Here is a 277-nt window from a genome sequence, read left to right on the forward strand (position 1 = left end):
CAATCGTTATGCGCTTGGTGTCGGCATCTTGCTGAACTAGGCTCTTTTCATTGGCTTGAGAGATTGCTTCATCAACCTTCTTACCAACAACATCATCAACCTTATCACCTATAATATCATCAACTTTATCGCCAATAACATCATTCACTTTTTCCGTAATGTGGTTGTTAACTTTCTGCTCAAAGCCTGTGAAGGCAACATTAACACCATCAAAGGCATCTGCAACACTGTCATAGCTCTTGCTTCCCTCACTGCCATCTTCTCCAAAGGTTTTCAC

General features: G+C 41.5%; 1 protein-coding gene. It reads right to left on the bottom strand.

The window, feature by feature from the left end; genetic code table 11:
- A partial coding sequence (locus tag ACFIKH_RS09280) for a hypothetical protein (protein ID WP_375671548.1) occupies positions 1 to 277 on the bottom strand: 277 nt, incomplete at both ends.

The organism is Bartonella sp. SD1336NMGDW (assembly GCF_042193565.1).
GTDB lineage: Bacteria > Pseudomonadota > Alphaproteobacteria > Rhizobiales > Rhizobiaceae > Bartonella > Bartonella grahamii.